The organism is Acidobacteriota bacterium (assembly GCA_039030395.1).
In the GTDB taxonomy this organism is placed as follows: domain Bacteria; phylum Acidobacteriota; class Thermoanaerobaculia; order Multivoradales; family JBCCEF01; genus JBCCEF01.
Genome location: JBCCEF010000021.1, coordinates 45,775 through 71,837, shown reverse-complemented (window position 1 = coordinate 71,837; position 26,063 = coordinate 45,775). Strand labels below are relative to the sequence as shown.

Annotated in this window: 15 protein-coding genes; all 15 read left to right on the top strand. The window is 67.5% G+C overall.

Annotation, left to right across the window (positions count from 1 at the left end):
* Positions 1-42 precede the first annotated feature (42 nt).
* Positions 43-888 (top strand): hypothetical protein, encoded by an 846-nt coding sequence (locus AAF481_16570; protein ID MEM7482790.1) that lies wholly within the window; start codon positions 43-45, stop codon positions 886-888.
* Positions 889-1,004: 116 nt separating this feature from the next.
* The gene (locus AAF481_16565; protein ID MEM7482789.1) at positions 1,005-2,012 is read left to right on the top strand and encodes an HEXXH motif-containing putative peptide modification protein; all 1,008 of its coding nucleotides are present in this window, start codon (positions 1,005-1,007) and stop codon (positions 2,010-2,012) included.
* 4 nt (positions 2,013-2,016) lie between these two features.
* Positions 2,017-3,186, top strand: coding sequence for an aldo/keto reductase (locus tag AAF481_16560; GenBank protein MEM7482788.1), 1,170 nt, complete (start codon positions 2,017-2,019; stop codon positions 3,184-3,186).
* Positions 3,187-3,195: 9 nt separating this feature from the next.
* A complete protein-coding gene (locus tag AAF481_16555) occupies positions 3,196-4,347 on the top strand; it encodes a glycosyltransferase (protein MEM7482787.1) in 1,152 nt (383 codons plus the stop codon).
* Between the two features lie 125 nt (positions 4,348-4,472).
* Positions 4,473-4,733: a hypothetical protein gene (locus AAF481_16550; protein MEM7482786.1), complete on the top strand. Its 261-nt coding sequence runs from the start codon at positions 4,473-4,475 to the stop codon at positions 4,731-4,733.
* Positions 4,734-5,037: 304 nt separating this feature from the next.
* Positions 5,038-5,541 (top strand): hypothetical protein, encoded by a 504-nt coding sequence (locus AAF481_16545; GenBank protein MEM7482785.1) that lies wholly within the window; start codon positions 5,038-5,040, stop codon positions 5,539-5,541.
* A gap of 138 nt (positions 5,542-5,679) precedes the next feature.
* A complete protein-coding gene (locus tag AAF481_16540; protein ID MEM7482784.1) occupies positions 5,680-7,410 on the top strand; it encodes an AarF/ABC1/UbiB kinase family protein in 1,731 nt (576 codons plus the stop codon).
* A complete protein-coding gene (locus tag AAF481_16535) occupies positions 7,407-9,221 on the top strand; it encodes a fatty acyl-AMP ligase (protein ID MEM7482783.1) in 1,815 nt (604 codons plus the stop codon). Before AAF481_16540 ends, AAF481_16535 begins: the two co-directional genes overlap by 4 nt.
* Complete coding sequence (locus AAF481_16530; GenBank protein MEM7482782.1) at positions 9,205-9,471, top strand: acyl carrier protein; 267 nt, start codon at positions 9,205-9,207, stop codon at positions 9,469-9,471. Before AAF481_16535 ends, AAF481_16530 begins: the two co-directional genes overlap by 17 nt.
* Positions 9,468-21,089: an amino acid adenylation domain-containing protein gene (locus AAF481_16525; GenBank protein MEM7482781.1), complete on the top strand. Its 11,622-nt coding sequence runs from the start codon at positions 9,468-9,470 to the stop codon at positions 21,087-21,089. The genes AAF481_16530 and AAF481_16525 overlap by 4 nt, the downstream gene beginning before the upstream one ends.
* Positions 21,086-22,222, top strand: a complete 1,137-nt coding sequence (locus tag AAF481_16520) for a saccharopine dehydrogenase NADP-binding domain-containing protein (protein ID MEM7482780.1) — start codon at positions 21,086-21,088, stop codon at positions 22,220-22,222. Before AAF481_16525 ends, AAF481_16520 begins: the two co-directional genes overlap by 4 nt.
* Positions 22,219-23,100, top strand: coding sequence for a methyltransferase domain-containing protein (locus tag AAF481_16515; GenBank protein MEM7482779.1), 882 nt, complete (start codon positions 22,219-22,221; stop codon positions 23,098-23,100). The genes AAF481_16520 and AAF481_16515 overlap by 4 nt, the downstream gene beginning before the upstream one ends.
* Positions 23,097-23,909, top strand: a complete 813-nt coding sequence (locus AAF481_16510; GenBank protein ID MEM7482778.1) for a class I SAM-dependent methyltransferase — start codon at positions 23,097-23,099, stop codon at positions 23,907-23,909. The genes AAF481_16515 and AAF481_16510 overlap by 4 nt, the downstream gene beginning before the upstream one ends.
* Positions 23,906-24,745 (top strand): alpha/beta hydrolase, encoded by an 840-nt coding sequence (locus AAF481_16505; GenBank protein ID MEM7482777.1) that lies wholly within the window; start codon positions 23,906-23,908, stop codon positions 24,743-24,745. Before AAF481_16510 ends, AAF481_16505 begins: the two co-directional genes overlap by 4 nt.
* 48 nt (positions 24,746-24,793) lie before the next feature.
* On the top strand, positions 24,794-26,035 hold the full coding sequence (locus AAF481_16500) for an alpha/beta hydrolase (GenBank protein ID MEM7482776.1): 1,242 nt from the start codon (positions 24,794-24,796) through the stop codon (positions 26,033-26,035).
* Positions 26,036-26,063: the final 28 nt, after the last annotated feature.

Here is a 26,063-nt window from a genome sequence, read left to right as displayed (position 1 = left end):
TCCGATCCACTCCTCTCCTCCTCCGGCGATACATCTCCCGGAGTGATCTTCGTCAGCCCCAGTATCCTGACCAACCCCTGGTATGTCGCGGAAATCGTCCTGCACGAAGGCCTTCACCTGAAGCTGTATGACGTGATGGCGACCCACAGCCTGCTGCGGCCGAACTACACGAATAAAGAGTCCGCGGAAGTCCACCCCCTTTGGCATAGGTCATCCGTCTCCTGGGACGTGCATCGTTCCATCTTCGCCATGCACGTCTATGCCCATCTCGCCCTCTTCTTCCAGCGAGTGGAGCGGAACTTCGATGCGTTGGCGTCCCGCTTCGGTCCTCTTCACATCGAAAATGCCCATCTTTCGACCCGACGCTCCCTCGACCGGGCGTATTTCCTCAGAATGAAGCTGGCGGAGATCGGCATGGCGGATATGGGCCCCGCCGGTCGCCTCCTGCTCGCGCAGATTCAGGAGATGCTACAGGAGCTCGATGAGGCGTCGAAGGAAAATGGATCGGTGGACGGCTCGTCCAGGCACGGAGAGGTAGCCCAAAGGCTGGTCGGCGATTTCTATTCTCGGCAAACCATGGCGCTGGAGCGGGTCCTCGCCCACTGGCCCACGATCTCTTCGCACCCGCAGGTCGCCAGGATTCCCGAAGTCCTTACGGAAGTCGCCCAACTGGATGCCGCCCTCGCGGGTCTAGAGCTGGACGTGGCGCCAGCCGCCTCTGCAGGGGTCGAGGATACGCTGAAAGACCTGATCCACCTCCGCAAGCAGGTCGCCCATGACTTCATGAACGGGGGGGCATCGCCCAGTCTCGAGACCCTCCTGGACTCCGCCAGCCGCTCGGGGGGCCTGTTCGCCCGTGCCAGCATCACTGTTGATCTCGACCCTTGAGGATGACTTCGTTGACGACATTCAACAAGACTCGGAAAACATGGCTCCCGGCGGAGCAGAAGCTAGCCGGGGACACTCCATTCGGCTCGTCGGCGTACTTAAGGGAGCGAGGCACCGTGAGCTATCGCCGCCGCTTGGAACTGCTGGGCGAGCACCTTCCCGCAGCCCTCCAGTTTCTTGACGCTACCCACGGCGGCAACTCAGATCGAATCTTCGCCGATGCGGTCGTCCGTGGTTCCATCGACGACCTGCTCCGTGCCTACACGGTCTACGAAGAACGGGAGCCCGCCGAGGAACAGATTGCGTTCTTCGAGCACTACAGCGCCCATCCCGCCGAGCTGGAGCGCGATGCCGCAGATCCGGCGAACAGCTTTCGCCAGAAACTGGTCGATCGTCCCGTCCGATACTGGTCCGATGCCAGCGCTCGGACAGTCCGCGATCGCGCCTTCGGGGCAATGCTGCGGCAGAACCTACCGGGACCACGCCTCTACGTCGCTGAAGAGGAGACCGAGATCGCCATCAGCCAGGGGTTGGCGCTCCTCCACGAGTTGCTCCCTTCGGCCGCTCCCAGCGCCGTGTCTCATCTAGATTTCCTTGTGGTGGACGAGTTCTACGATGAGGTCGGATCTGCGACCATCGCCCCCCTTTTGGGCGCGATCTTCGTGGCTCGAACCACTTTGCGGAGTCCCTGGACCCTCGCCGAGGCGATCCTCCACGAGTGCATGCATCTCAAGTTCGTGGAGATCGAGCACACCCATTCGCTGTTGCCGCGCGGCTATTCCGAGCAGACCTCGCCCCAGCTCCATCCGCCCTGGCATCCCGAGACCACGACCTGGCCGATGAACCGGGCGCTCACCGCGGCGCACGTCTATGTCGCCCTCTCTGTCTACGCGGCCGCTGCGGAGGCTGCTGCGCCGGAGTTCGAGACACGCTTCGGCCCGTGGGAGCGCTCCCAACTTCTCACCGATTCGAACGCCGCCGCAGGGCGCGCGCACAGCCTGATCGACCTCGCAGCCAAGCACCCCGAGAGTTTGGGGAAGGCCGGAAAGGTGTTTCTCGAATGGATGAGAAGCGTCCTCCGAAATTTGACGGCGGGGCTCTCGGTGATGCCAAAGGCTGTTTGACCCCTTGAGCCTGCAACAGATCCAGGCCGACTTGGGTGTAGCCATCCCCGGCCGAGCCACGGCGGCGGCCACGGACGAGTACGCAGAACGTCTCGAACGCGTCGCTCGTCCGGAACACTTCCGGAACGCGCAGGGCTTGAAGCTTTCGTCCATCGGCCTCGGAACCTACCTCGGCGACGCGACGGACGATGCCGATGCCTCCTATAGGAGCGCCATCGTTCGAGCCATCGAGCTGGGGTGCAACTTCCTCGATACGGCGATCAACTACCGTCATCAGCGGGCCGAGCGGTGCGTCGGTGCGGCCCTCGCCACGGCCTGTGAGGGTGACACCCAGCGCAGTGAAATTGTCGTCTCGACCAAGGCCGGCTACCTGCCGTTCGACGGCGAGCTGCCCGAGAATCCGCACGCCTACCTACGCGAGCAGTACCGAGAGCGCCTGCAGCTCGCCGACGACGAGTTGGTGGGAGGGCACTGCATGGCTGCCTCGTTCCTGCGGGACCAAATCGCTCAGAGTCGCGCCAACCTCGGGCTGGAAACCATCGACGTCTTTTACCTGCACAACCCCGAAGAGCAGCTCCGCGCCATCGATCGGGAAACGTTCGGGCGCCGCCTGCGCGCCGCCATGGAAGTTCTCGAAGACTCTTGCCGGCAGGGGCATATCGCCAGCTATGGGCTGGCGACCTGGGCTGGCTTTCGCGAAAGCGCGGAGCACCGGCAGTACTTGTCGCTGAACGAGGTCGTACGGTGGGCGACCGAGGTCGGCGGTCCACAGCACCACTTCCGCTTCCTGCAACTGCCGCTCAATCTCACGGCGCTGGAGCCCTTCATGCTCGCCAACCAGCGGCACGAAGGTCAATGGTCTACCCTCCTTCGGGTCGCCAAAGCCCATGGCATCCATGTCGTCACTTCCGCACCGCTTCTGCAGGCACGCATCATCGGACACCTCCCTCAGCCCATTCAGGAAGCCTTCTCCCCCTTGACGAGCGAAGTGCAGCGCACCGTACAGTTCGTCCGCTCCGTCCCCGGGGTCGGCACCGTTCTGGTGGGAATGAGCCGTCCGCAACACGTCGAGGAAAACCTGGCTCTGGCCGGCATCGCCCCGGATTCGGAAGCGGTAGAGCGGTTGTTTCGGCGTACTCCGCGCTCCGAGGGCGCGGCAAGCTCCAGCGGCTAGTCCTGGCGGATGGGCACTCGACTAGCGGAGCGCCGAAAGTCCGCCCTGTCAGGCCCCCTGGTTTCGATTGTCGTTCTGTCCTGGAATCGACCTCGGTTCACTCGCTCGACTCTTCAAGCCCTCGCCGATGTTCCGGCCGGGGTACCTCATGAAGTCATTGTCGTGGACAACGGCTCCGGAGCGAAAACCAGAGACGAGCTGACGACTCTCGAGACCCTGGGTCTTATCGATCGTCTCGTCCTGCTGCCCGAAAACCGGGGCACGTCGCCCGGCTACAACGCGGGTTTCCGGGCCGCGGATCCCCGGTCCACCTACCTCACGAAGCTGGACAACGATGTCGAGGTCCTGACGGCGAACTGGCTGCGCGAGCTGACAGGACTCCTGGAGGTGAATCCCTGCGTCGGGATCGCCTCTACGGAAATCCTCAACCACATCGGCATCCAGGAACAGCCCGTCCTTCGCCTGGAGACCGGGCACCAGGTACGCGACTGGATCGGATGCCCGGCGGGCGGAGGCGGAATGACCTTTCGCCGTTCCCTCTACGACGACATCGGCGGCTTTCGGGAAGACTACGGCGAGGGCCTGCTCTTGATGCCGGACGACCTGGAGTTTTTCTTCAGGGTTCGAGAGCGCCGTCTGAAGGCCTACTACATCCACACTGTCCACACCCGAATGACCGACCACCAGAAGGAAGAGGAACTCCCCGCCTCTCACCGCGCCTTCAAGACCCGGCAGTACTTTCTACTGCGGACCCGCTACTTCGACCTCGCCCAGGCCGGGGGCAAGATCTTCGTGCCTCATCTGGCTTCCGTGGAGGCGCTGCCGCCCCTTGTCCAACCCGGACAGTCGCTCAAAGTACGGTGCGCCATCACGGCGCGAGATCGTCGCACGATGACCCTGGGATGTACGGTGAGTTCGGTCGAGGCCAAGGGCACGACGAACTGTGCCGTGACCGAGGAGATCGAGACCACGACACCCCGATCCGTACACGAGCTGTCCCTCCATGTGCCTGCCACGCTGCCACCCGGGCCCTACTTCGTGAAAGCGACCCTCTGGAGTGACCCCTCCGCAGTCGACATCGCTCAGCGCCTGGCGGACCTGATGCAGGCGGATGCGCCCATCGAGGTGGTGGGCGAGAAGGTCGCCATCGAACAAAGATGAACCCAGGCTAGAGGAAAAAACGATGTCTTTTCGCTTGACACTCTATATCGAAAAATATAAAATGAATCCCGAAGGTAATTTAAAAATTTCGCAGTGATTCTGCCTTGGCAATCCGTCTGGTAGGGATGATTCGTGACGAGGAGGTGTTTATGGCTGAACCGATGGTAGCGGCTCCAATTGTGATTGACCTGGGCAAGAAAAAGCGACGACAGATCAAGCGGCTCAAGAAACACAGCGGGAGGCTGATGGACGAAGTCGAGGCCGCCGTGGGTCGCGTGTTGACTACCCTCGGAGACGACGCGGACGACAAGCAAGTCGTACCGGTCGTCTTCGTCTACCGAAAAAAGAACCGAAAGCGCAAGGGCAAGGCTCTCTGCTGGCATTGATCTCGCGCCCGCCGTCGACCGGGTGGAGTCTGGCAAAAGTCTAGAAGGCGAAGGCTCTTTCGCCTTCCGGCACCGTCACCCGAGCGGAGTCGAAGGATCAGGTTTGGAGCGGCTTGCCGTCGTCCTGAAGGGCCTCCTCGGCCAAGGCGAAGCAAGTCGCGTTCTGCCACCAAACGTTGGATCTTCGTGTTCCGCCTCGGTGCTCCATGTGGGAGAGGCGTATCGAAAAACGCGATGGGTGCCGCTGTGCCGCGCTGCGTGATCGAACCGCAAACCATACCAACAGCAAGACTTGGAGTTGAAAATGGCCAATGAAAAGCAGGGCTCACGGACGACGCGTAGGAAAACCGCTGCGACGGGCACCGACCCAGCCGAAGCCCCGAACAACATCGCCGCGACCTCATCGGACGACGACCAGAAATCCTCGCGGAAGAGCAAGGGAGGGGTTTGGGACACCCATTACTACGTCACCTCGAAAGGTAAGAAAAAGAAGAAGAAGTACTCCCGGGGCTTCAAAGAGCTGCAGGTTTGGGATCGCAATTTCGCCAAGTCGGTCCAGAAGCTGGCACGCGCCGTGGACCGCGGCCTGGCGCGCTACAACAGGCTGCAGGAAAAGTCGGCCCGCAAGCGTCGTGACGGTGCCCTGAAGACATACTCCAAGGATGCGACCCGCGGCCTGCAGAAGATGATCCAGGAATCGGCCAAGTCGCTACCGGCGATTCGCGACGCCGCGATCCCGAAGCGCGTCGAACGGCAGATTCGCAAGACAGCCAAGGTCGTTCTCCAGCCGCCCCCGTTCCTGCGCTGAGCGGAGTGAAAGTCGTTGGCGCAGCCAGCACCAATTCCGGCCTGGTCTTCCTCGCCGCTGGGACCACTGCGGAGCGAACCGGACGCCGCGGGCGGCCGCACGCCGTCTGGGGTCGTTCTCCCACTCGGCGCCCGCCGCGTGACCTCCGCCGCCCGCACCGAGGATTACTTGGCGCCGACGGTCATGTCCGAGGTCGCCTTTCGAGCCACCCTCCAACTGACCGCCTGGCGCTTTCTCCTGTGGTGCTACGCCGCGGCCTGCTTCGTAGTCGGGAACCTCTTCGATGTGCTGACTCGCCGCGACTCGGTTCAACGGCGTGGCGAAAGGCTGCGCCGGATCTTCGAGCAGATGGGGGGGACATTTCTCAAGTTCGGCCAGCAGCTCGCCATGCGCGTCGACCTGCTTCCCTACGTGTACTGCATCGAGCTGGGCAAGATGCTCGACGAGGTGCCGCCGCTACCGACCGCCGAGGCGGTGGCCATCGTCGAGCGCGAGCTGGGACGGCCGCTCGGCAAAATCTGCCAGGCCTTCGACCCATCGCCGATCGGCTCGGCATCGATCGCCTGCGTCTACCGAGCGGTGCTGCGCGGCGGCCAGGAGGTCGCGATCAAGGTGCAGCGGCCGAGCATCGGTCGCGAGCTGGCCGCCGACGTCGCGGCCTTTCGGTGGTTGACCCGGCTGGCCCGGGCCGCCGGGGCGGTTCGACCGGGAATCCTCGAGAACGTGGTCGACGAGCTCCAGGACACCCTCAAAGAAGAAATCGACTTCCGCAAGGAGGCGCGCTACCAGGAGCTGTTTCGCCGCCGGGCGCGCAAGAGCGGAAAGCGCTTCTTCACCGCGCCGCGGGTCTACCCGGACCTGTCGACCGGTAGGGTCCTGACGCAGCAGTTCGTGGCGGCGATGGCGCTCAAGGATGTGCTCGCTGCCAACGAGCGCAAGAGCGGCGGCCAGCAGTTACTGCGCGAACTCGACATCAAGCCGAGCAAGGTCGCGCGCCGCATGATGTGGGTCAACTACTGGGGGATGATGGAGAACCTCTTCTTCCACGCCGATCCCCATCCGGCCAACATCTTGGTGAAGCCCGGCAGTCGCCTGGTATTCATCGACTTCGGCTCCTGCGGCGCCTTCAGCCGCGGCAAGATCTTGTCGATGCAGGAGTTCAGCCTGCGCTATGCGGCTCGCGACGTCACCGGCATGGCCGAGTCCATTCTCGGGCTGCTGGAGCCTCTCCCGCCCAAGGACATCGAAGCCTTGATCAAGGAGCTCGAGGCGGAGTACCGGCAGGTCGTGTACGCGATCAAGAGTAAGCACTCGGAGTGGTGGGAGCGCACCACCGCCAAGCTGTGGCTCTCGTTCATCCGAATCTCGCGCAAGTACGAGATGCCGATGCAGCGCGACGCGCTGCGCATGGTTCGAGCCAGTCTGCTCTACGACACCCTGGCGGTCCGCCTGGATCGCAAGCTGGACTACTTCAAGGAGTTCAAGAAGTACCTGGACTCGGCCGGAAAGCGGGCCCACAAGCGCCTGCGCAAACGCGCTAAGCGCGCTCTGCGCCATCGCACCCCCAAGGTCACCTACCTGCGACTGGAGCAAATGGTCGACGCCGGCAGCCGCTTGCTGCATCGCTTCGACCGGCTCCTCGATCAACCGCTCTACAAGATGGAGCAGCAAATCGACAAGTGGGTGTACCTGGTGATGCGTGGCGTGTCGGCGGCGGTCGAAATCGTCGCCATCGGTACCGTCTTCTACCTCTTTCACCGGGATATCGAACTGGTGCTCGGCAACCCATGGTTCGTCTTGCTAGCGATCATCCCGGTCCTGCGCCACGGCATGCAAGTGCGCTATCGCTTGGGAGATCTGGACCCGTGACGTCGTCTTCGGTGAGCCATGGTCGCGACACCCTGGTGGACATTCTGGAGCGTCGCGCCCGCACCCAAGCCGAGGCGCTGAGCTTCACGTTCCTGCCCGACGGCGAGGAACCGGACGGTGAACTCAGCTTCGAAGCCCTCGCCCGCCAGGCGCGGGCGGTCGCCGCGCAGCTCGCCCAGCACGCCCGGCCGGGAGCCCGGGCGCTGCTGCTGTTCCCGTCCGGCCTGCCGCTGATCTGGACGTTCTTCGCTTGCCTGTACGCCCGCATCGTAGCGATCCCGGTGTACCCGCCGACTCGAGCGCAGAAGCTGGACCGGATCCGCCCGATCCTGCGCGACGCCCAGGCCGAACTCGTCCTCACCACAGGCAGCCTGCTCGATCGCCTGGACGGCGATCTTCGGCCTCCAGGGGCGGAAGTCCGCGAGCTGGTGCCCGCCCGTTGGCTGGCGACCGATCGCCCCGATCCCAGCGCCGGCGACACCTCGCCGGCGATCCTCCCGCGGCCCAGCGACCAGGCGTTTCTGCAGTACACCTCGGGCTCGACCTCGGCACCGCGCGGAGTGATGGTCAGCCACGGCAATCTCGTGCACAACTCGGCGGCGATGAAGCGGCGCTGGGGCACCGACGAGGCGAGCCGCGGGGTCTACTGGCTGCCGCACTTCCACGACATGGGTCTCATCGGCGTGATCCTGCAGGGCGTGTTCAGCGGGTTCCCTACGGCGCTGATGCCGCCCGTCGCCTTTCTGCAGCGCCCGGGCCGGTGGCTGCGCGCCATTTCTCGATTCCGGGCGACCATTTCGGGAGCTCCCAACTTCGCCTACGAAGCCTGCGTCGACCGAGTCGACGATGGCCAGTGCGAAGGCCTCGACCTGAGCTGCTGGCAGGTCGCCTTCAACGGTTCGGAACCGGTCCGGCGGTCCACCCTGGAGCGCTTCAGCGAGCGCTTCGCAGCCTACGGATTCGGGTCCCGAACGCCCTACCCCGCCTACGGATTGGCCGAGTCCACCCTGATGGTCACCGGCGGTGACCGTCACGCCGCGCCGATCTACCGCACGGTGTCGTCGAGCGGGCTCGCCGCACGCCGGGTCGAAGCGCCGCTCAGCGCCGACGACGCCCGCGACGTGGTGGGCTGCGGCACTGTCATCGAACACAGCCGGCTGTTGATCGTCGACCCCGACACCCTCGTCCCTTGCGCCGATCAGCGGGTCGGCGAGATCTGGGTCGGCGGCCCGAGCGTGACCGCCGGCTACCTGAACCACCAAGCCACCAACGAGCAACAATTCCGCGCCGTGACCGCCGATGGTCGAGGACCGTTCCTGCGCACCGGCGACCTCGGGTTCCTGGTCGCCGGTGAGCTGTTCATCGTCGGCCGCTGCAAGGACGTCATCATCGTCAACGGCGCCAACTTCTACCCCAACGACCTGATCTTCGCCATCGGCCGAGCGCTGCCGGAACTGCGCGCCGTCTCGGGTGCCGCCTTCGCGGTGGACCGGGGCGAACGCGAAGCGCCGGTGGTGGTCCACGAGGTGCCGCGAGGTCACCTGCACGGCGATCTCGGCGCCCTGCGGTCGGCGATTCGGCGGCTGATCTCGCGCGAGTTCGAGCTCCGCCTGGCCGACGTGGTCCTGCTCAAGCCGGGTCGAGTGCCCAAGACGACCAGCGGCAAGGTGCAGCATCGCCGATGCCGCGACCTCTACCTCGGCGGCCGCCTCGAGGGGGTCCTCGCCGATGAACAAATCCGGCCGGACGGCCAGACTTCAATGCAGAACTGTATAGCCTTCACAAGGAGTAGGGATGGGCAGAGAACGTAGTGATCGCAAGGCCGATGTCAACACCATCGGCGCCTGGCTGAAGGAGCACATCGCGGAGGCGACTGGAGTCGCGAGCGGCGACGTCGACCCCAACACCCCGTTCACCGACCTGGGCCTGACTTCCCTCGAAGCGGTCGGGATCTCCGGGGATATGGAAGACCGGCTGCACCAGCGGCTGCCGCCGACGCTGCTTTACGACTTCTCGACCATCAGCCAGTTGTCGGCCCACCTCGCGACCCTGGCCCGGTGAGCGCGCCGACCCGCTCCGGCGCGGTCGCGATCGTCGGTCTGAGCTGCCGCTTCCCCGGCGCCAGCTCGCCGGACGAGCTGTGGCAGCTCCTGCGCGACGGCCGGGATGCCGTCACCGAAGTGCCGGCGAACCGATGGGACAGCAGCCATTTTTACGATCCGGACACCCACGCCCCGGGCAAGATGAATACCCGTTGGGGCGGCTTTCTCGACCGCATTGACGAGTTCGATCCGTTGTTCTTCCGGATCGCGCCGCGGGAGGCACCGATCATCGACCCGCAGCATCGGCTGCTCCTCGAACTCGCCTGGGAGTCGCTGGAGGCGGCGGCGATCGTGCCCGAGTCGTTGGCCGGCTCGGCGAGCGGCGTTTTCATCGGTCTGTGCAACATGGACTACGGGAATCCTTTTCTCGAGGAGCCCACCAGCATCAACAGCTTCTGCGCCACCGGAACGCTGATGAGCACAGCCGCCGGCCGCCTGTCGTACACCTTCAACCTGCGCGGCCCGAGCCTGGTGGTCGACACCGCCTGCTCGTCGTCGCTGGTCGCCGTCCACCTGGCCTGCCAGAGCCTGCTTTCCGGCGAGTCGACCCTGGCGCTGGCGGGCGGCGCCAACCTGCTCCTGGAGCCGGAGCGTACGGTCACCTTCACCAAGGCCGGGATCACTTCGCCGGACGGTCGCTGCAAGGCCTTCGACGCCCGCGCCAACGGCTACGTCCGGGGTGAAGGCGCCGGGCTGGTGGTGCTGAAGGCGCTAGATCAGGCGATCCACGACGGCGATCCCATCTGGGCGGTGATCCGCGGCAGCGCGATCAACCAAGACGGTTTGTCGAACGGCCTCGCGGCGCCGAACCGCAGCGCCCAGGAGTTGGTTCTGCGGTCGGCGTGCCGCTCCGCTGGAGTGTCCCCCGGCGACCTTCAGTACCTGGAGGCCCACGGCACCGGCACCCTGCTCGGTGACTCGATCGAGGCGGCCGCCCTGGGCGCCGTGGTCGGCGCCGAACGACCGGCCTCCGACCCGCTCCTGCTCGGAACGATCAAGAGCAATATCGGTCATCTGGAGGGAGCCGCCGGCATCGCCGGGCTGATCAAGACGACGCTGATGCTGAAGCACCGGGAGATCCCGCCGAGCCTGCATTTCGAGACGCCGAATCCCCACATTCCATTCGACGACCTGCGGCTAAGGGTGGTCGATCAGCTCCGGCCGTGGCCGACCGGCGACAACGGCCGGGCCGCTACCGCCCTCGCTGGAGTGAGTTCGTTCGGCATCAGCGGCACCAACTCGCACGTTCTCCTCGAGGCGGCACCGCCGGCCCATCCGGACCAGGACGGCCCGGCGACCCGCCCCACGCATCTGTTCCCGCTATCGGCCCACTCCGTCGAGGCGCTCGGCGCGGCGGCCCGCCGCCATGCCCGGTTCCTGGACGACCACCCGAGTGCAGACCTGGCCGACCTGTGCCGGACGGCCGCCCTGGGACGCACCCACTTCCGCCACCGGCTGGGCCTCGTCGCCGGCTCGACGGCGGAACTCCGAGGACGCCTGGACACGATCGTCGCCGACGGCGTCGAGGCGACCCTCGAGGAGATCGTGCCGGACGCCTCGTCGCGGTCGCCGCAAGTCGCCTTCCTGTTCACCGGACAGGGCGCGCAGGCGGTCGACATGGGTCGCCAGCTCTTCGACACCGTGCCCGAGTTCCGGGCCACTATCGAACGCTGCCACGAACGACTCGCCGAGCACGGCTTTGGCTCGCTGCTCGATGTGCTCGCCGGACGACCGTCGCCACGGGAGATCGACCGCACCGCCTGGACTCAGCCGGCGCTGGTCGCCCTCGAGTGTGCGCTGGCCGAGCGTTGGCGGGCGTGGGGCGTCACTCCCGCCTACGTGCTCGGCCACAGCGTCGGGGAGTTGGCCGCTCTCGCCACCGCCGGCGCGCTGGGAGTCGAGGATGCCGTGCTGCTGGCGGCCGAACGCGGGCGGCTGATGCAGGCGCTGCCCGAAAACGGATTGATGGCCGCCGCCTTCGCCGACGAGGCGACGGTCGCGGCGGCCATCGAGCCCTTCGCCGCAGAGGTCGCCATCGCGGCCGTCAACGGCCCCGACAACGTCGTCCTGTCGGGCGCCGCCGCGGCGGTCCGCCAAGGGCTCGCGCGCCTGGCCGAGGTCGGGGTGAAGGCGCGCCTACTGAAGGTCTCCCACGCCTTCCACTCGCCGCTTATGCAGCCGATGGTGGAAGACTATCGCCGAGCCGTCGAGGAGGCCGAACTCCGGTCGCCCGAGCTGCCCATCATTGCCAACGTCACCGCCGAGCCACTGGCGATCGAAGACTACGCTGCCTATGCCGGCCGGCACGTCCTCGAGACGGTGCGTTTCCAAGACGGCGTCACCCACCTGACCGAACTCGGCTGCGATGTCTTCCTGGAGATCGGACCGACCCCGATCCTGACACCGATGGTCCAGCGCCTGCTGAGCGGCGCCGCCACCTGCGTGGCAACCCTGCGGCGCGGCCGCGGCGACTGGAAATGCATGCACGAGGCGCTGGCGACACTCTATGCCCGCGGGGTCGACCCCGATTGGCGAGCGCTCTATGGCGAACGCCGGGGCGGCGCTCCGCTGCCCACCTACCCGTTCGAGCGGCGACGCTACTGGCACTCCCTCGAGCCGCGCTCGCGGCGGCGCGGCAGCGACGGCGGCGATGACACCCTGCATCGAATCTCGCGCACTTCGCCCGAGTTCCTGGACGATCACGTCGTACACGGCACGGCCGTGATGCCCGGCGCATCGTGGCTGGAAATGGCCTGGTCGGCAGCCGCCGACGACGGGCCCTCTGCCTTCGCCCTGACCGATGTCGCCTTCGAGCAGCCACTCCACCTGCCGCAGCAGGGCAGCCGCCTGGTGCGGGTGCGGCTGGACAATAGCGGCGGATTCCGAATCGACAGCGCGAGCGACGACGGCAGCGACCTCGACGAGGGCTCTTGGATGCTGCACGCGACCGGCCGGTGCGCCGCCGCCGACCGCCCGGACGCGGCACCTTCCCTCAACCTGAATGCGGTTCGCGAGCGCTGCACGGATCGAGTCGGAGCCGACCGCCTCTACGCCTCCCTCGCTGCCCGCGGCCTCGCCTACGGACCGCGCCTGCGCGGCGTCCAGGAACTGTGGCGGCGGCCCGGTGAGGCCTTGGCCGCCATCAGCCTCGACCTGCCGGCGGCGGAGCTGGCCCGCTACGCCTTCCACCCGGCGCTGCTCGACTCGTGCCTGCACCCGATCGCGGCGGCGGTCGGCGACGAGATGGGCGGCACCTTCCTGCCCGCCGAGGTCGCATCGATGCAATGGCACGGTCGCCCTGCCGGCCCGCTGTGGAGCCACGCGCGCGTCCGCTCGCAGGAACCGAACCCAGAAGAGATCATCGCCGACGTCCTGGTGTTCGACCACGGTGGTCGGCCGCTGGTCGATCTCGAGGGCCTGCGGCTCGTGCGCCTGGGGACCTCCGTCGAGTCCCTTCGGTCCCTCGGCAAACTGCTCTACGAAGTCGCCTGGCAGCCTGATGAGCAGCCGGCCGACGCCGCCACGGAGGCCGAGGAGCGTTTGAACTGGCTAGTGTTGGCCAACGGCCGCGGAGTCGCCGCCGACCTGCTGACCCGCCTCGAGGCCAGAGGCCAGGAATACATCGCCGTCGCCCGGGGCGAGGGGCTTTGTCGACTGGGCGCCAACCGATTCGAGATCGCCGCCGACTCCGCGCAAGAATTTCGCGACCTCTTCGCTACGCTGCGCGCCGAAGGCCGCCGGATGGACCGGATCCTGCATCTTTGGAGCCTCGGCGACGAGCCGGAGGATCCCCGGGTACCGGACGAGGAACCGTGCCTCGGCCTTCTACACCTGGTGCAGGCGCTGGTGGACGACGGCCAAGACAGCCCGCCGCCGCTCTGCATCGTGACCCGTGGCGCGTGCAGCGCCGGCAGCACCGCTGACGAGCCGGCGGGCAATCCCGGCGGGTCGGCGCTGTGGGGATTGGGACGGGTCGTGGTCGCGGAACATCCGAAGCTGGCCAGCGCCCTGGTGGATCTGCCCCCGAGGCCGGAGCCCGCCGACTACGACGCGCTGCTTGCCCACTGTTTCGCGGCCAACGGCGAGGCGGCTCAAGTCGCCCTTCGCGCTGGGCGCCGATATACCCCTCACCTGGCGCTCGCCGCGGTGCCGCCGCGGCCCGGCCGGCCATTCGCCGCCGGCGCCTGCCTCATCACCGGCGGGCTGGGCGACCTCGGTCTGGAGGTCGCGCGCCATCTGGTCGCGCGCGGAATTCGGCGCGTCATCCTGTTGGGGCGCACGCCGATGCCGCCCCGCGGGGCGTGGCGCGAACTGCCGGCCGGCAGTCGCAACGCCCAGCGCGCCCAGCGCATCCGCAAGCTCGAGGCCCTCGGAGCAGCGGTCCACCTGGCCGCCGTCGACATCGGCGAGGCGAGCGAGCTCGCGGCCTTCCTGGACCAATACGAGACCGAAGGCTGGCCGCCGATCCGCGGCGTCGTGCACGCCGCGGGCGTGCTCCGCGACGGCGTGGTGAGCCAGATGGATGCCGAGCAGTTTCGCTCGGCGTGGCGGCCGAAGGCACGCGGCGCCTGGCTGCTCCACAGCGCCTTCGAGGATCAACCCCTCGACTTCTTCGTGCTGTTCTCGTCCGTCGCCGGAACCCTCGGCTCGCCGGGACAGGGAAACTACGCCGCGGCCAACGCCTTCCTCGACGGCCTCGCCCGCTACCGCCGGGCGCGCGGGCTGCCGGCCCTGGCGGTCGCCTGGGGCCCGTGGCGCCACTTGGGGCTGGCGCGCCAGGATCTGCGCGCCGGCCAGTACGGGGTCGAGACCCTCGGCCCGCGCCAGTGCCTCGATGCCCTCGACCGGCTGATGGCCGCCGGCGTCACCGAGGCGGTGGTGACGGCCCTGGATCCGGAACGCTTCGTCGAGGCTCGGCCAGCGGCGCGGGCCTTTCTCGGCGAACTCTTGAACGAAAACGGCGAGCACGCCGCCACCGGCGCTCCGGACCTCGATCGGGCGGCCCTGCTGGCGCTCTCCGGAGACGAGCTCGACGAGCGCCTGGGGGACGAACTGCAGCGGCTGGTCGGTCGCCTCCTCGCGGTGGGCTCCGAGCAGCTTCCCCTTGATCGGCCGCTGAACCGCATGGGGCTCGACTCGCTGATCGCCCTTGAACTCAAGAACGGCATCCAAGCCGGCACCGGGGTCGAAGTGCCCATGGAAGAGCTGATCTCCGGACCGAGCGTCGCCGAGCTGCTCGACATCGTGCGCCACCGGCTGCCGCAATCCGCCACCGACGTAGCCGGCGATCCGCTGCAGCTCTCCCCCGACCCCGACCGACGCCACCAGCCGTTCCCACTCAATGAGATTCAGCAGGCGTACTGGATCGGCCGCACCGACGCCTTCGAGATGGGCCGGGTGTCGACCCACTTCTACGGCGAGTTCGACAGCCCGGGTCTCGACGTCGCGCGCCTGGAGCGTGCCTGGCAGCGCCTGATCGAGCGCCACGACATGCTGCGGGCGGTGATCCTCGAGGACGGCCAGCAGCAGGTCCTGGAAACCGCCCCCGCCTACACCATCGAGGTCGACGACCTGCGCGGGCTACCGGCAGAGGGCGCCGCCGAGCACCTCGATCGGGTGCGCGCGCGCATGTCGCACCAGGTACTGCCGGGCACCGAGTGGCCGTTGTTCGAACTCCGGGCTCACCAGCTCGACGACCGCGTGCGCTTTCACCTCAGCCTCGACCTGCTGATCGCCGATGTCGGCAGCATCCTCATCCTGTGCCGCGAGCTGACCCAGCTCTACCACCAGCCGGACACCGTTCTGGATCCTCTCGACCTGTCCTTTAGAGACTACGTGCTCAGCGAGATCGCCCATCGCGACTCGCCTTCATATCAGCGCGCCTTGGAGTTCTGGCGCGAGCGCATCGCGGCGCTGCCGCCGGCCCCGGAGCTCCCCCTTGCCAAGCGGCCGGCCCTGGTCGACAAGCCGGTGTTTGTGCGCCGCACCACCGAGCTGGAGCCAGACACCTGGAAGCGGCTGCAGGGGCGCGCCGCCGACCTCGGCCTGACCTCGTCGGTGGTGCTCGCGACCGCCTACGCGCACATCCTCGCGACCTGGTGCAAGAGCCCGCGCTTCACCCTCAACGCAACTCTCTTCAACCGCCTGCCGCTGCACCAGGACATCCACAAGATCGTCGGCGATTTCACGTCGATGGTGCTGCTCGGCGTCGATCTCAGCGAGCCAGCCGACTTCGTGACCCGCGCCCGCGCCCTGCAACGCCAGCTCGGCAGCGCCCTCGACCATCGGCAGGTCAGCGGCGTCGAGGTCCTGCGCGAGATGGCGCGGGTCAGCGGCCGAGACGCCGGCGCCGTCATGCCGGTGGTGTTCACCAGCGCCCTGTCCGACGTCGAACTCGACTGGCTTGGCGAGATGGTGTACGCGGTCTCGCAGACGCCGCAGGTGTGGCTCGATCATCAGGTCTATGAACGCTCCGGCCACCTGGTCCTCAACTGGGACGCGGTCGAGGAGCTGTTCCCCACCGCCCTGCTGGACACCATGTTTGCCGCCTACCGCGAACTGCTGGTCCGCCTGGCCGACGAGGACCGGCTGTGGACCGCCGTCCCGCGGCTGCTGCCCGCTGACCAGGCGGACCGCCGCGCTGCCGTCAACGCTACCGAAGTGCCACTGTCGCAGGCGACGCTGCACGGCCTGTTCCTCGAACGGGTCGCCGAGTACGCCAACGAGCCGGCGGTGATCGCCGTCGATCGCACCCTGAGCTATGCCGAGCTCGAAGCCCGATCGCGCCATCTCGCGGGCGAGCTCCGACGCCGAGGCGCGACCCGCAACCGCCTCATTGCGGTGGTCATGGAGAAAGGCTGGGAGCAGATCGTGGCGGTGCTCGCGGTGCTGCGCGCCGGGGCCGCCTACCTGCCCGTTGACCCGAGCTTCCCGCGCGACCGGCAGCATCAGATCCTCGCCGCCGGCGAGGCACGGATCGCACTCACCCAGACTGCCCTGGTCGGCCTCGAGTGGCCCGCCGACGTCAGCGTCCTGGCGGTCGGCACAGACGCGGTCGGCACAGACGCGGTCGGCACAGACGCGGTCGGCACAGACGCAGTTGGCACTGAACCAGCGGCGGCGGGCGCCGCGGCCGGGCCGGAGAATCGCGTCGACGAGGCCGAGGTCGAGGACATCGCCTACGTCATCTTCACGTCCGGATCGACCGGCCAACCCAAAGGGGTGGTCATCGATCATCGCGGCGCCGTCAACACCATCCTCGACGTCAACCGGCGCTTCGGCATCGGCCGGGGTGACCGGGCTCTGGCGCTGTCGGCTCTCAATTTCGATCTCTCCGTGCACGACATCTTCGGTCTGCTGGCGGCCGGCGGCGCGGTGGTCATGCCGGCCCCCGGCAGCGGCCGCGATCCGGCCCACTGGCTGGAGCTTCTCGCCCGCCAGCGGGTCACCGTGTGGAATTCGGTGCCGGCTCTGATGCAGCTACTGATCGAGTACGCCGACGCCATGGACGAGCCCCTGCCGGAAACCCTCGAGCTGGCGATGTACAGCGGCGATTGGATCCCGGTCAACCTGCCGGATCGTGTGCGGGCCCGCTGCCCCGGGGTTCGCCAGATCAGCCTCGGCGGTGCGACGGAGGCCTCGATCTGGTCGATCTTCCATCCGATCGGCCAGGTCGAGACGACGGCCGCCAGCATCCCTTACGGCAAGCCGCTCGCCAATCAGACCTTCCACGTGTACGACGAGAACTTCGCGCCGCGTCCCGACTGGGTTCCGGGGCGACTGTTCATCGGCGGCGTCGGAGTGGCGCTCGGTTACTGGCGCGACGAGGCGCGCACCGCCGAGCGGTTCGTGGTCCACCCCGAGACCGGAGAGCGCCTCTACCACACCGGTGACCTCGGCCGGTACTTGCCCAACGGTGTCATCGAATTCCTCGGCCGCGAGGACTTCCAGGTGAAGATCCGCGGTCATCGCATCGAACTGGGTGAGATCGAGGCGACCCTGACCCAGCATCCTGGAGTGCGCGACGCGGTGGTGGTCGCCGCTGGCGAGCAGCGCGACAACCGCCAGCTCGTGGCGCACGTCATCCCGAGCGGTGAGGCCGACGCCGGCACGCTGCGCAAGTTCATCGCCTCCAAGCTGCCGGACTACATGGTGCCCCGCCACTTCCTGCAGCACGACGCCTTCCCGCTGACCTCCAACGGCAAGGTCGATTTGAAGGCCCTGCCGGTGCCGGGGCAGGATCCCGACCCGGCGCCGAACCGGTCGAGCGAACTCGCCTCCGCCGACGAGCGGGCGATAGCCGCCATTTGGAGCGAGGTCCTGCCCGCCGACACGATCGGCCCGGAGGACAACTTCTTCGACCTCGGAGGACACTCGCTGCTGGCGATGCGAATTGTCGCGCGCATTCGCGAACAACTGCGGGTCGAGCTGTCGATGCGCGAGCTGTTTCGGTCTCCGACGGTGGCGGCCTTGGCGGCGAAGCTCGCCGAGTGCCCGCGGGTCGACGACGACGGGCCCCTGCCGCGCGCGCGTCCGGACACCGCCGGGCGCTACCGGACGTTCCCCCTAACCGACGTCCAGCATGCCTATTGGTTGGGGCGCAGCGACGCCTTCGAGCTCGGCAACGTCGCCTGTCACGCATACTTTGAACTCGACCTCGACAAACTTTGCCCGGGACGCTTCGCGGCCGCCTGGCGGATCCTCATCGAGCGCCACGACATGCTGCGGGCGGTGGTCTCCGCGGACGGACGGCAGCGGATCCTGGAGACCGTGCCGGACCTCGACATCACCCTCGACGACCAGCGCGGCCTGGACCCGGCCACCGCCGCGGCCCGCCTCTACGCAACCCGCGAAGAGCTGTCGCACCAGGTGTTGCCGGCCGATCGCTGGCCTCTATTCGAGGTGCGCCTGTCGCACAAACACGACGGCACCTGGCGGATCCACCTGAGCATCGACCTGCTGCTCGCCGACACCCGCAGCCTGCAGACCTTGGCGGGCGAGCTGACGGTGCTGCTGGCCGAACCCGGGGCCGAACTCGAGCCGATCGGCATCTCGTTCCGCGACTATGTCCAAGGGGTGACCGAGTTCGAAAGGTCGTCGACCTATCTCCGCGCTCGAGACTACTGGCTCAACCGCCTCGACGAGCTGCCCGGCGGTCCCGATCTGCCGCTCGCCCAGGCGCCGGCGGCGGTTTCGATTCCGAGCTTTCACCGCCGCCAGTTGGAGCTCGACCGCGAGGCCTGGGGCCATCTGCGGCGCCGGTGCTCCGCGGCCGGGCTGACGCCGTCGATCGCACTCCTCGCGGCCTTCACGGAGATCCTGACGCTGTGGAGCCGAACGCCGCGCTACACCGTCAACATGACCCTGTTCAACCGACTGCCCCTGCACGACGACATCGACCGCGTGCTCGGCGACTTCACGTCGATCGATCTGCTGGTGGTCGACCACAGCCGGCCCGCGACCTTCCTGGAGCGCGCTCGTGCTCTCCAGCAGCAGTCGTGGGAAGACCTCGACCACCGTCACTTCAGCGGCGTCCGGGTCTTGCAAGAGCTGGCCAAGCGGCGCGGCGCCTCGGTCATCGGCAGTATCCCGGTCGTCTTCACCAGCGCCCTGATCCTCGACGGCGACGGCGACGCCCCCTGGCGGCTCCCCGGCGAGCTGGTCTACGGCATCACCCAGACTCCGCAGGTCTGGCTCGACCATCAAGTGCTCGAACTCGACGGCCGCTTGCGCTTGAGCTGGGACACCGTCGACGAGCTCTTCCCGAGCGGCTTGCTCGACGACATGTTCGAGGCCTACGGCGACTTGCTCCGACACCTCGCACGGCCCGATAGCCCCTGGGAGGATGCCCATGGCCCCTGGCGGAGCGAACGCCCGCTGCGCTACGGCAAGCGCCTGCCGGACGGCCGCCTCGAACTCCCGGAGCAACCTGCGGGGCGCACCGCCCCGGCGTCGCCGCAGATCGGCGCCATGGCCGCGGACGCGCCACCGGCCGGCGAGAGCGCTCAGCTCGAGCGCCGCATCGCAGACATCTGGTGCACCCGGCTACCGGTCGCCGAGATCGGCCGCCACGACAATTTCTTCGAACTCGGCGGCGACTCGATCGTCGCCATCCAGCTCATCGGCCAGCTCCGTCAGGCCGGCCTGCAGGTCACCCCGACGGAGTTCTTCGCCACCCAGACCGTCGCTGGCCTGGCGGCGCTGGCACGCGCCGTCGACGTAGCGGCCGATCCACGGGTGGCGGCGGTCGGGGACGTCCCGATGACGCCGATTCTTCACTGGTTCCTCGCCTTCGAGCTGGACACCCCACACGCCTGGAACCTCGAGACGATTCTCGAGCTGCGGGCGCCGATCACCCGGCGCGATCTGCAGACCGCGGCACAGCAATTGCTCGATCATCACGACGCTCTGCGCCTGCGCCTGCGGCAGGAGGACGGCCGCTGGACCCTACGCAACCACGGTCCGGGCGAGGCGGTGTCGCTGATCGAGGAGGACCTGTCGGCGCTCGACGCCGACCGTCAAGAGGCGGAGATCGCCCGTCTCACCGTGGCGGCGCACCAAAGCCTGCATTTCAGCGACGGCCCGGTCGTGCGCTTTGTTCTATTCCGGCGCGGCGCCATCGGTCGGGATCGACTGCTGATCGTGCTCAATCACCTGGTCGGCGACGGAGTGTCACTGCGCATCCTGATCGACGACCTGGAGGAAGCGTGCCGCCAGCTCGACGCAGGCGAAACGCCGAGCCTGCCGCCGGCTACCACCTCGTACCGTGAGTGGGCGCGGCGACTCTCCGCCTGGGCGGAGAACGGCAGGGCGCGGCGTGATCTCGAGGGCTGGCTGGCCCGTCTCCCGGAGCGCTGTCCACCGCTGCCGGTCGACCATCCCGACGGCGCCAACGGAGAGTCCACCACCCGCCGGCTGACCCGCAGCCTCGACCGCGACGAAACCGCGGCGCTGACTCGGATCGGCAGCGCCGGCAGCGAGACCCGGGTGCGCGACGTGCTGCTGGCGGCCTTGGTCGAGACGGTGGCCGCATGGACCGGCGAGGCCGGAGTCCTTCTCGACATCGCCAGCCACGGCCGCAGCGAACTCTTCGCCGATCTCGACCTGTCGCGCAGCGTCGGCTGGTACAGCGCCAACCAACCGGCCTACTTCGAGGGCACGGGATCGCCCGACGCCACCTGTCGACAGGTCGCTCGAGCAATGGCATCGGCGCCGGGCCATTCGCAAAGCTTCGGCGTGCTGCGCTACCTCGACCCGGACCTCGAGATCCGCCAAGCCCTCGCCGCCCGACCGCGTCCGCAACTGAGCTTCAACCACGTCGGCCGGATGGACTCCGGGGCAAGAGCCGGCAGACGCTTCGAGCCGAAATCCGTCGACGTCTGGTTCGGCCCGGACAACGAGCGCCTTTACCTCCTCAACGTCGGCGTCACGATCCTCGACGACGTCCTCGACGTGACTTGGTACTACAGCCACGAACTCTACGAGCGCTCGACCATCGAGGCCTTGGCCGACGGCTTCGTTGGCACCGTCCGCGCTCTGCTCGCGGCCAACGCCGTGCTCCAGGAGCAAGGCGCGTGACCCGACCGGTGGTCAGCATCGTCGGCGGTTACGGTGCGACCGGCGAGGTGGTGGCCACCGAGCTGCTGCGCCTGACCGACTGCGCGATCCGCATCGGCGGCCGCGATCGCGGTCGGGCGGAGGGGCTGAGCGCGCGCCTCGGACCGCGCGTCTCGGGTCACCGCATGGATGTCTTCGAGCCGTCCCTCGCCGCTTTCTGCGCCGGCGCCAGCGTGGTCGTCAACTGCGCCGGACCGACCGCCCGGATCGGCCCCCGGGTCGCCGAAGCGGCGTTCGATCAGGGTGCGCACATGGTCGATCCCGGGGGCTATGAGAGCGTCCACGACGCCTTCGCCGGGCGCCGCGACGAGCTGGTCCGGCGCGGCCTGACCGGGTTGATCTCGGCCGGCTGGATCCCGGGCTTGTCGGAGGTCTTTCCACGCTACATGCACACTCTGGCGAGCCAGCGCCTGGTCACCTTCGACTCCCTCGAGCTGATCTACGGCGATGCCAGTGCCTGGTCCACCACCGGCACCCTCGACCAGGTTGAGCACATCCGGCGCAACCTGTTCCGCGCCAGCGGCCTGTACCGCGGTGGGCGTTGGCGACGCGGTGGGCTCGGGGCGGCATCGATCGCCCGGCTGCCGGCGCCGTGGGGACGCCAGCTTGCGGTGCTACATCTGTTTCCGGAGCTGCGCGGCTTCGCCGAGAGCCACCCGCAGTATCGCCGGCTGCGCAGCCGGGCGACGCTCCTCGGGGTCCGCACCCTGCTGACGATGACCGCCGTCGCTCTGGTCGGCGACCGTAGGCGAAGGCGAGCGGTGCGGTGGCTTCAGACGGCTTTCCGGCGCGAAGCCGAGCGCTATGGCAACGGCGGTCTGCTGACGGTGACGATCGCCGGTCGAGACCGATCCGGAGCCCCGGCTGGCTGCCGCGGCCTGCTGCACGACAGCCGCCACTACTGGCTGACCGGGGTGGTGCCGGCGGTCGCGACAGCTCAGCTCCTCGACGGGACGATCCGAGCCCAAGGCGTGCGTTACCTGGGTGACGCGGTCGAGCCAAATCGGTTCCTCGCGCAGCTCGAGCGCGCCGGACTGCAGTTCGACACCGAATTCGACCCCGGCCCGAACGGGGCCGCGGCGAGGGCCGCATGACCGCCGCCGACCGCACCGGCGAGTTGCAGCGCTACTACGACCGCGCCCTCGGCGACTACCTGCGGATGTGGTCGAACCGAGACAATCTCGCGATGCACCTGGGCTACTGGGACGAGCACACCAAAGACCACGCCGACTCGCTGACGAACATGAATCGGCGCATGGCGGAGGCGGCCGAGGTGCGGCCCGGAGAGCGAGTCCTCGACGCCGGTTGCGGGGCCGGCGGCACCGCCCTGTGGCTGGCCGAGGAGTTCGGCGTGGAAGTGACCGGGTACGACTTCGCACCTGGCCAGATCGACCAAGCCCGGACCTTCGCGGCGCGACGGCCGGCGGCGGCCAGGGTTCGGTTCGAAGTCCGTGACCTGAGCGATACCGGTGCCCCGCCAGGGTCGTTCGACATCGTTTGGGCGCAGGAGAGTCTCTGCCACCTTACCGACCGGCCCGCCTTCCTCGCCGAGGCCTACCGGCTGCTCGCGCCCGGCGGCCGCCTCGTGGTCGAGGACATCTTCGCCACCGAAGCCGCCCTCGGCCGCGCGGCGGCCGAACGCTTTACCGCCGGGCTCGAAGACTGTGCTATTCCGCCGCCGTTGCCCAGCCGCAGCGAGTGGCACGATTGGATGGCGGCGGCCGACTTCGAAGCGACCCGCTGGCTCGACATCTCGGCCCACACGGCGCCGTCCTATCGCCGCCTCGGCCGGCTCATGCGCATCAACCATCCCCTGGTCGCCGGGGCACACCTGCTGCGTCTCAAGTCGAGAACCCAGCTTGCGATGGTCCGCGGCCTGCGCGCCCAGGTCGCGGCCTTCGAGGCCGGCTGGCTGGTGCCGGCCTTGAGCGTTGCCCACAAACCTCTTCAACGGACGAAAGGACCCGCATGACTCGCTTGACGGGTGTATCCGAGACGCTGCTCTTGCCGCTTCACGCCAAGGGCCTCGAGACGCGCCGGCAGGACGGTGTCATTTGCGATCCGAAGGCGATCGAGATTCTCGACCGGCTCGACTACGACTTCTCTCGATTCGGAGACATCGATCAAGTCCAGATCGGCACCGCCATCCGCACGGAGATCCTGGACGAGCAGGTGAACCGGTTCCTGGACGCGCACCCTGACGCCACGGTCGTCAATCTGGGGGCCGGTCTTTGTACTCGCCTGTCGCGAGTCGACAACGGCCGCGTGAGCTGGTTCGAGCTCGACCTGGAGGAGGTTTACCAGCACTGGAAGCGGTTCTACCGCGAAACCGAACGCCATCGCTTCGTCGTCCACTCGCTCCTCGACCACGAATGGATGGCGCGATTCGCCGTCGAGCACCCAGGCTCCCGGCCGCTGTTGTTCGTGGCTGAGGGGGTATTGATGTATTTCAGCGAAGCAGAAGTTCGCGCGCTGCTGTGTGCGATGGCCGAAGTTTTCCCCGGCGCCACCCTGCTGGCCGAGCTGATCAGCCCATTGATGGCGCGCAATTCTCAGCGCCATCCGATCTCGAAGACGAGCGCGACGTTTCAGTGGGGAATCCAGAACACCGGCGTCATCGAGACCTGGAGCGAACGCCTGCGCTTCGTCGAGGAGTGGTGCTACGTCGATCGCTACGCGCGACGCTGGAGCTGGAAAGTCCGGACGCTGAAGCACCTACCCGGCATGCGGCGGATGATCCGAATCGCCCGACTTCGGTTCGTTCCGCCGGAGAGCCCATGAGCGAGGTCGCGTTCTACAACGTCAGGAGCCTGTATGACCCGGGATACATCGAGCACTTCGTGGCCGAACCGAACCAGCGTCGCCGCCGCGTGCCGCTCTTTTTCCTGCACGGCGCGCATCATGGCGCGTGGTGCTGGGAGTGGTTTCTGCGCCGGTTCGTCACCAGAGGATACGAATGTCACGTCATCAGCCTTCCCGGCCACCTGAAGAGCTCACTCGAGGGCAAACGCCTCAACCGCTACCGCCTGCGGAACTATGTCGACTGCCTGGCGCGCGAGGTGGGACCGATCACGCCGGCGCCGGTGCTGGTATCCCACGGCATGGGCGGGGCGATCGTGGCGCGCTATCTGGCCGGGGCGCCGCAGGGTGCGCCGGCGGCGGTCTTCCTGTCGCCGGTACCGGCCGGTGGCACCTGGCGCTCGGGCCTGCGCGGCGCGCTCCGGCATCCGCTGGCAGCGCTCCGGCGACTGGTCACCGACGATCCCCGGCACCTGATCGGGTCGCCGCGTCTGGTCGCCCGCCGGCTGTTGTCCGGCGAGCGGTCGATTCACCCGGCGGCCTACCACCAGCGGCTCGGTCCGGAGTCTTCTCGTGTCGCCCGCGAGCTGTGGTTCGCGCGGTCGGTCCGGTGGGCCGCATTGAACCTACCGACCCTCAACATGGCGGGCGACCGGGATCGTCTGTTCACGGTCGCCGAGCAGCGCCGCCTGGCGCACCGCATGGACAGCGAATTTCGGGTGTGGCCGGGACGGCCCCACGCGCTCATGCTGACGCCGCAGTGGGAGGAGATCGTCGACTACATCGACGAGTGGTTGGCCGCCTCGGGAATCCGCTGACCGACGACGTTCAACGCCAACAGCAACCTGACGAGCCAGGAGACCGGCATGGGTGAGTTCATCAGCGCCAACGGCATCAGCACATACTACGAGCTACATCGAGGAAGAGAGCAGCCGATCGTTTTCGTCCACGGCTGGAGCCTAGACCTGGAGTCGTGGCGCGCCCAAATCGACCATTTCCGGAGCGCCGGCCACACCGTCCTGGCCTACGATTGGCGGGGCATGGGCCAGACCCCGGTGTCTCCCAGGCCATTCGATCTCTCGGACCTGGCCCACGATCTGCGTGCCCTGCTCCACCAGCTTGAGATCCGAAAGCCGGTGCTGTGCGGCCATTCCCAGGGCGGCGCCATCGTGCTGCGACACGCGCTCTATCACCGGAACGAGGTCTCCCGGATCGTCTTGGTCGACACGGCGCTGCAGAAAAGCCTCGAAGACTTCCTCGGCTCCGCCTACGGGCAGCGGCGCCGAGTCCGCCATCATGCCCGCGAGGCAGAGCCGGCGCGGCGGGCTAGGGCAGCCTTCCTGCACGCGGCGCCGCGACCGGGGCAAACCCTGAACAAGACGATGGCGGCGCGGCGAACGCTCACCTCCGAGGAGCGGGCTCTCGACCAAGAGCAGCGCTGGCTTCTCGAAGAAATGCTCCCGATCATCAGCAAGATGTTCTGGTCCAAGAAGTTCCGCACCGCCAAGCCACCGGCGTATGAACGCTGGCGGGAGCAGTGGCTCGCCAACGACCTGTTCGGGCTATTCGAAGGGATCTTGGCCTGGATCTTCCGGCGACGAGAAGCCAACCGGCTGCTGCGCCAGTTTCACGATCCCGCTCTCCTTTACTGGGGGACGAAGGACAAGCCCATCTCGAAAGAGGAGATGATCGAGCTGCAAGAGCGCCTGGGCAGTCGTCCACCGATCTATCCACTTCGCGGTGCCGGCCACAACTCGATGATCGAACAGCCGGCAGAGTTCAACCAGCGGCTGCGGGTGTTCCTCAACACGATGGTGACTCCCGAACCGTCCCGCCGGAGGTACAAGAAACGCTATTCGCGGGGTGCCCGGACCGTGCAGCGCTGTCACCGGCGCCAGGTCGTCGCATCCCGCCGGATCGCTCATGCGGTCGCCAAAGCGATGGAGCGCTACCTATATCTCCAGGCGAAGTCGGCCGTCAACGACGTCGATGGCGCGCTCCTCAACTGTCGTCGCAACTACCACCGCGCCTGCCGGACGTTCCTGACCAAGTCGAGGCGGGCGTGTCGGGACGTCGAGCGGGCGTGTCTCGACATGTGGGGTTGGTAGCCGCCCCGCACCGTTCCCAATGGAGGAA